This window comes from Microcoleus sp. LEGE 07076 (genome assembly GCF_015207455.1).
Lineage (GTDB): Bacteria > Cyanobacteriota > Cyanobacteriia > Cyanobacteriales > Microcoleaceae > Microcoleus.
The window spans coordinates 1-7,174 of sequence record NZ_JADEWV010000256.1; the positions used below are offsets into that span (position 1 = coordinate 1).

The window sequence follows — 7,174 nt, forward strand, 5'->3', positions numbered from 1 at the left end:
CTCTCCCACACTCTCCCGGAGAGCGGCTTCACAGATTTGGTATAAAGCGCTTCAATTATTTTGGTTCGTACTGAGCCTTTTTTCTCTAGACAAGTAGATACAGTTGTATATGCCTGCGGAAGGAACTTTTGCAGACATTTCGCCATCTTTATTGATAAATTATTTCCTGGGACAGATGGTAATTTTGTCAAATAATTGTTACCTTTTGTAATATATACTAAAGCCAGATGGGCCAGGAGGGCATCCTGAAACCAAGAGCCGATCGCTGAAACAAGTTACAAATTGGGTTGATCCAGGTTTTTTATTTTCAAGTCACCTTTACTGACACAGGAGTCTTTCGTCATGAGCCAACCAGCAGAATTGTCTTTGGAGCAACAATTTAGCCTGTGTTCCTTCAAAACACAGGTAAGTGACATGAGCCGCGAACAAGCTCAGGAGTTTTTGGTCAAGCTTTACGAGCAAATGATGTTGCGGGAAACTATGTACCGTCATTTTCTCAAACACCACTGGGGTTTAGAACCTAACCCCGGTGTTGAGTAGCACAGAGTCGCAGTCGGCGACCTCCGTCTCTTACTCTGTTCCCTCAGTTGGAAAGGAGTTGGGGGTGATGGGGCGTCACTCTTTGAGCCGATGGTAGAACCCACGCTTATGGAGAAAGTATCTGCACAGACTCATTGTCGATCGGGAAAATTTGACATAAAACATCGGATATAAGCCTCGTCCTTTTAGAACCGCTTTATGTTAGAATATTGTCACAATCACAATATCTCTATGCTCAAGACACATTAAAACAAAACTCTTGATGAGTTATCTCATTTGGAAGGGCAAAAACGGTAATGGTTGCATCCAACGCCGAAGCTAAAGCGCCAAGTTGCCATAAAGCATTGGCAGACTTGAAACGGACAAAATCGGGAAATTAAGAGTATGCAGAGATAGCACATCCCGATGAGATGTCCAGAATTACAGCACATGAAAGGGCGGTGAGTATGTCAGAGTGTATTTCCTGATTCTCATCAATTTGGATATCCGAGCAATCTGTCGAGCGACAAAAAAAATTACACAAAAATAATGTATTGCGCCTAGACTTGAAAATTTGATAATTATTAATTATAATCCAGCGTTAATTTTTAAATCAATAATTTTTTTTACCAATTCAATATATTTGTCTGTATTTGCGCTCTACGAGGTTTAACAACAATGGAGCTAGCCGGACATTTGAGCGCGACCTCCGACTAGCAATACCTTCAATATTCAAATCGCACCCTAGAACTCGTAACTGCTGACTCTATCCTCAAGTGTCATTCCGGCTGACGCTCCAGAGTCGCCTCCATCGTACTGGTCAAGTAATGACCCGACATGATGCCGCTAGATTGATAGTAGCGATTGTCATCAACCCGGTGAAGGGTATCAAAACCAGTGCGCCGCTGCCGTTCGTCTCCCAGTACCCAGTAACGCTGGACGATCGACTGGGGAGCAATCCAACCTTCGCCCTCAACGCGGCCGAGTTCGCTGTGTTGGAGTACATAAGTATACTGCCGTTCGTCGCTGTTGAGGTGTCCTCGGTAATTCAAAATAATATCTTCCCGATCGCCTCCTGGAAAAACGAGCTTCGTCACCATATTGAACCAATCTGTTCGGTTCCAGCTAAGTAAAGTTTTGCCTTTAACCGTAATTGGCACGCCATTGCGCTCAATCCAACTTCCTTCGAACGTCCATTGGCCTGATTCCATTAAAAACGTGTGAGCCACAGTGCTGTTCCTATGCTTTTCCTGCTGGCTACAATACGGGTGCAACAACGCACAGCCGTTGTCCCTCAAACTATATGCTATCACGCCCAACTGTGCCAACAAGAGTTAATTTCCCCTAAAAGTACCGGTACCCGGGCACCAGTAACTTGAGGCAGATTGCCGGGAATGCCCCGAACCCGCCATGCGGCTAAAACCGCAAAAGCGATCGCCTCTTTAAAATCTACACTCAAGCCGGCCTCGGAGGTAGTCAACACTTGCACTGGGTGCAATTGAGATTGCAATCGGCGTTTTAAGTAGAGATTGTGGCTACCGCCGCCGCACAGCAAAACTCGATCGGGCATTGCCGGCAAAAAAGTTTGGTAACTGCCAACGATCGAAGCCACAGTCAGCTCTGTCAAAGTAGCTAGCACATCAGCCGGACTGAGATTGTAAGCCGATGCCTCTACCAAACACCGATCGAAATAGTCTGCACCAAATAACTCTCGCCCCGTCGATTTCGGCGGTGGGAGGCGGAAGAACTCTTGAGCGAGCCAATCCGCGACTAAAGCTTGACAGGGAGTACCGCTTGCCGCCCACTCTCCACCTACGTCGATCGTCAAAGTGCCGCCGGAGAAGTGCTGCACTGCCAAGTCTAGCAGCGAATTAGCCGGTCCGGTATCCCAACCCAATATGCCATCCCCAAGAGCGGAAATTTCCGACTCGTTATGATTTTCCCGATTTTCCTGGGGTGGGAGATAGGCAACATTGCCAATTCCGCCCAGATTTTGGATGCAGAGGCTGTGGTTGGGTTCGGCCAGCAGGCAGGCATCAACTATGGGGACTAAGGGTGCTCCTTGACCCCCTGCTGCAATGTCTGCCGATCGAAAGTTGCTCACAGTAGTAATGCCTGTCAATTCGGCAATTAGAGAGCCCCGTCCGAGTTGCAAGCTGTAGCCCATCAGCCCATCTTGGAGATATTTCTCCCCTGTTTTTGGAGGTCGGTGGTAGACAGTTTGACCGTGAGAGCCAATTAATTCGGCTTTAGTATCATATTTTGCTTGAATAGTCAAGGCTGCACTGGCAAATTGTCGGGCGATGGCATCATCTAATTGGGCGAGTTCGGCCATTGACAAAGCCTCGCCGCTGCAAACCGAGAGAATTTGCGATCGCAAATTAGCAGGATAAGGGAAAGTCTTACCGGCCACCAACTCTACTTTTAAGTCTGTTTGGGAACCTAGCACATCAACCAAAGCAGCATCAATGCCATCAACTGACGTGCCGCTGATCAAACCAATAATGCGGGTCATTCAATTTGAGATTTGAGATTTGAGATTTGGAGATAGTCGGCCGCGCGAGGGCGCGAGCATATTATTTGAGGTCGATGGTCACGATCACCACAGTAATATTATCGCGTCCCCCTTTATCCTTAGCTGCTTCAATCAAAGCAGTTGCAGCACCTTCGCCAGCGCGAATCGACTTGAGAGGCGAAGCAATCAACGGATCCGAAAGTTCCTCTGTCAAGCCGTCACTGCACAGCAGCAATCTATCTCCGGGCTTTATGTCCACCGGCACGATATCTATCTCGCGCAAATCATCGCGACCCAAACACTGGGACAAAACATGACGCCAAGGATGAGTGCGAGCCTGCTCCGTAGTCAGGGCTTTTCTTTTGACAGCCTGAGCCACCCAAGTCTGGTCTTCAGTAATCTGCTCCAAGCGAGCTCCGTGCAGTCGGTACAAGCGAGAGTCCCCGATATTAGCGCACCAAGGTCGGCCCTCATCCCTAAACATCAGAACCACAGCCGTAGTACCCATATCAGCACGCTCAGGATGGTCTAGCTGATCCGTCAAAATTGCTTGATTGGCAATTAGCAAAGCCTTTTCCAACAACAGGGGAGAATCTTCAGGCCCTTCCCAATGTTCTAGCAAATAAGATTGAATGGCCCCAGTCGCAATCCGGCTGGCTTCTTGACCTCCGGCGTGTCCTCCCATTCCGTCGGCAACTATGAAAAATCGCCCGTCAGGGTCTATGTAGTACGAATCCTGATTTACGGAACGAACTAGCCCTGTGTCTGTCTTACCTGCGAAAGAGCGTTTCATAGATTGGTGAATGGACTCATCGAACTTAAAAGCTTAATTTAACTGGTGCAATTTTTTATGACTGAACTGACATCCCGAACGAAACTTCAAATTACTGTCGCCGCGATCGCCAGTTTAAAAAAATTGCACTTCCTTGACCTTATATTGTAGATCGTCTGGTGCTAATTGCCTCTGAAAATTTCCGTAAATCAACCGGGACGAAGCAGCGCCAGCCCCAAAAAACTAGATTTTCACCAGAAATCAGAGGTTTGGCTGACGAGAAATTGAGGCATCAACCCTGTTTTTAGCCTCAAAGCAGTTAAGTGCTGTAAATTTTAGAAATATGTGGTCAGCGAGCCAAAACTTAACATTCGAGGTTAAATTTTGGCGAGCGACAAACCTCAAACCTGAAATTTCCCATTTCAAATTCCCGGATTATGACATCCTGTCTAAACGATCGATCCGCTTGAACAAACGCAGCAGAGCCAACCCTGAACCAGCAGCCAGCAAAGCAACACCGACAGCCGGCCAAACGAGATTGCTGACAAACAGAATTGTCGCCGACAAAGTAAAAGCACTCATCATCAAAGTATAATTCGTTCCCATTTGAACGCTAGTCATGCGACGGATCAATCGCTCTGTTTCGGCAGAACGGACGCGAATCCGCAAATCTCCCTGTTCGAGTTTATCAATAGTCTCCTCAATCCGGCGGGGCAAACCCAAAGCAGTCGAACTCACCTGAGCCGCCTGACGGCCGATTTCGTTAAAAATGCTGCCCGTTGCATCAGGGCCGTTTCCATTAGTCATAAGCTGCATGGCAAAAGGCTGTGCCACCTCCATAAAGTTGAACTCGGGATCTAAACCTCGACCTACCCCTTCGATGGTGGAAAAAGCTCGCATTACAAAAGTAAAGGTAGCTGGGAAGCGAAAAGGTTGATCGTAAGCAATATCGTAAAGGTCCTCAGTAATCGCGCTTACCGACTGATTTTCAAAAGGCTTGTCCATGAAGTTATCCAGCATATACTGGATGCTGCGGCGCACCGGACTCATATCACCTGTAGGAACCAAAGCGCCCAAATTGATCAGAGAATCCATAATCCGCTGTCCATCTTTAGAAGCAATGCCGTAGAGAGTCTCCATCAGTCCTTCGCGGACGTTGGACTGGATTTGCCCCATCATGCCGAAATCGTAGAAAATCAGAGAGCCGCCAGGACTGACAGCGATATTGCCGGGGTGTGGGTCAGCGTGGAAAAAGCCATCGTTGAGCAACTGTCGCAAATAAGCTTTCGCGCCTAACTGAGCGATTAATTTACGATCGATACCGGCCGCTTCGAGAGCCTCGTAGTGGCTGATTTTAATCCCCGGCAGGTATTCCAAAGTCAGCACTCGGGGGGCGGCGTACCGCCAATAAACCCGAGGCACCAGCACCCAGTCGCAGGTGCTAAAATTGCGGCGAAAAGTATCAGCATTGCGGCCTTCATGGAGATAGTCAATTTCCAGCCAGAGAATGCGACAACATTCGTCATAAATCCCCATCCAATCTCGACCGCGGCCCCACTTAGGATGATTTTGAAAGTAACGAGCAATTCCCTTGAGAATTTGCAAATCTATCTCAAACAGCTTCCGCAGTCCTGGGCGCTGCACCTTAACCACAACTTCATGACCCGAGTGCAGTTGAGCTTTGTGTACCTGGCCCAAACTGGCTGCGGCCAGGGGCACGGGGTCAAAGCTGCGGTAGAGTTCCTGAACTGTTTTGCCCAAATCTTGCTCGACAATTACTTCTAACTGTTCGTAGCTGAAAGCCGGCACTTTGTCTTGCAGTTTAGAAAGTTCTTCGACAAACTCTGCGGGGAACAAGTCGGCGCGGGTGGAAAATAACTGGCCGACTTTAATAAAAGTTGGGCCCAAATCCAATAGTGTTTCTCGAACCCAGATTGCTTGAAAGCGCCGTCTGGCAACTTTTTTTTCTTCTGTCACGCCTCCCCAATAGCTCCAGTTTTTGCTGTCGAGCCACAGCGAAGCGAGCCAGAGCAGGACAAAGGCCCAAATGTCGAAGAAGCGCCGCTGCCTGGAGTATTTTTCGCGATTCCAGCGATAAGCTTTACTTTTGTAGGATTTAGTAGTTTTTGGCTCATCGCCGTCGCCACTGCGCTTGGGGGAGCGCTGGCGATTAACAGAGTCATCAAGGAGAGCAGACACTTGGGTTCCCAAATTGCGTGTTTTATGTTGTTGCTTTGATTGGAGGTAGGAGCGCAGGAGCGCGTGGTCTTGCGCTCGCGTGGCGGTAAATAATTGTTCGATCGCCCTTTTATTACCTTTTTTAGGGCAAACTGCTGCGGTAGCGCTGTAATTCTGAGCGCACCAGGGCGACTTCAGCGCGCAGCTCGTCAATAGTCGCTTGCAGCTCAGCAGGATGGATATCTTGAATGGTAGTCGTGCTGGTGGTGGCAGTGCCAGTTCTCGTCTGCATCGCTTCATCTGCAGCTCGATTAGCCCGTTCTACAACTCGATCGGTGAACTGGCGCAGGCGTTCTCTTTGTTCGGCATCAAATTTGCCGAGTTCAGAGAAAGCGTTGGTTGCTGCGCTTTCTAGTTGCTCGTACAGTGCTTCGGCAACTGCTCTGCCTACAAAAAAAGCATGAACTGGGGGTTTACTCATAAAAAAATCTCTTTGCGCTTCCGCAACAAATTATAACTTGCTTATCCTCAATGGTGCTTCCAAACAAAGGAAGATTGCGATAATTGATGCACTGCCAGAGTTCGACCTGGAAACAAACAAGTTTTTTTTCCGGTGCGCGATCGATTTACACTGGTATCTGGGATGCCACCTTTACCACCCGCCGGATTTTCTGATCCCTTGTTGCTAACTACTTTCTCAAACTCGCAGGTTTGGCACAAGCAATGCGCGACACAGTACAACCTGTGCGTCGGTGCCTATATTTTAACATAATTTCTTTAAAATATCAAAGGTTTATACATTTTTCCCCTAGGGGCATTTCGATTTTCGATCGAATAGGAAATATGCGGTCGAGTCAGGTTGAGGTCGTTGGGATTTTCCAATTCTGAAAACAGGTTTTGCGATCTAGTCGCTGGTGCCCAAGGGCGTTATTTTTTCGACAATCGATGGATATTTGCTGAGTCAAAAAAGCAAGTATTTGTCCGCACTTTTAACCAACAAAAACCATACTAATTTGTCGCAGGTGCTGGGAAAGGCAGAGCGGTTTCTGGAACGGGGGCCGATGAGTAAGGAGCGATCGAACTATCCGAACTGCTGCCGCTAGGGCTGGGGATTGGCGGTGCTGGCGATGTTGGTGCTGGCGGGGCGGATTCCGATGGGGACAAGGTTCCAGCACTCGGCACAGCAGGCG

7 protein-coding genes and 1 pseudogene are annotated in these 7,174 nt (G+C 48.3%); 1 reads left to right on the plus strand and 7 read right to left on the minus strand.

The annotated features are described in order from the left end of the window. Positions 1–191, minus strand: a 191-nt coding sequence (locus tag IQ270_RS31515) for a hypothetical protein (protein WP_228056719.1), incomplete at its 3' end; no start/stop codon positions are given. Positions 192–342: 151 nt separating this feature from the next. Here IQ270_RS31515 and IQ270_RS26320 point away from each other — a divergent pair. After that, positions 343–540 (plus strand): NblA/ycf18 family protein, encoded by a 198-nt coding sequence (locus tag IQ270_RS26320; protein ID WP_006635253.1) that lies wholly within the window; start codon positions 343–345, stop codon positions 538–540. Between the two features lie 758 nt (positions 541–1,298). Here IQ270_RS26320 and IQ270_RS26325 read toward each other — a convergent pair. The 6 genes and pseudogenes from IQ270_RS26325 to IQ270_RS26350 form a co-directional block, all read right to left on the minus strand. Next, entirely contained in the window at positions 1,299–1,748 is a 450-nt protein-coding gene (locus tag IQ270_RS26325) for a hypothetical protein (protein ID WP_193976118.1), read from the minus strand. A gap of 80 nt (positions 1,749–1,828) precedes the next feature. Beyond that, entirely contained in the window at positions 1,829–3,034 is a 1,206-nt protein-coding gene (locus tag IQ270_RS26330; RefSeq protein ID WP_193976119.1) for an anhydro-N-acetylmuramic acid kinase, read from the minus strand. Positions 3,035–3,095: 61 nt separating this feature from the next. Then, complete coding sequence (locus IQ270_RS26335) at positions 3,096–3,827, minus strand: PP2C family serine/threonine-protein phosphatase (protein ID WP_193976120.1); 732 nt, start codon at positions 3,825–3,827, stop codon at positions 3,096–3,098. 414 nt (positions 3,828–4,241) lie between these two features. After that, positions 4,242–6,005 carry an AarF/ABC1/UbiB kinase family protein gene (locus IQ270_RS26340; protein WP_193976121.1) on the minus strand — a complete coding sequence of 588 codons (1,764 nt, stop codon included), beginning with the start codon at positions 6,003–6,005 and terminating at the stop codon, positions 4,242–4,244. Positions 6,006–6,126: 121 nt separating this feature from the next. Then, complete coding sequence (locus IQ270_RS26345) at positions 6,127–6,465, minus strand: DUF6825 family protein (RefSeq protein ID WP_193976122.1); 339 nt, start codon at positions 6,463–6,465, stop codon at positions 6,127–6,129. 527 nt (positions 6,466–6,992) lie between these two features. After that, a pseudogene (locus IQ270_RS26350) lies at positions 6,993–7,174 on the minus strand (serine/threonine protein kinase); the annotation flags it as partial.

Excerpts from the sequence above, each read along its gene's own strand:
- IQ270_RS26320 (WP_006635253.1), top strand. The coding sequence starts at position 343 with ATGAGCCAACCAGCAGAATTGTCTTTGGAGCAACAATTTAGCCTGTGT.
- IQ270_RS26330 (WP_193976119.1), bottom strand. The coding sequence starts at position 3,034 with ATGACCCGCATTATTGGTTTGATCAGCGGCACGTCAGTTGATGGCATT.
- IQ270_RS26335 (WP_193976120.1), bottom strand. The coding sequence starts at position 3,827 with ATGAAACGCTCTTTCGCAGGTAAGACAGACACAGGGCTAGTTCGTTCC.
- IQ270_RS26345 (WP_193976122.1), bottom strand. The coding sequence starts at position 6,465 with ATGAGTAAACCCCCAGTTCATGCTTTTTTTGTAGGCAGAGCAGTTGCC.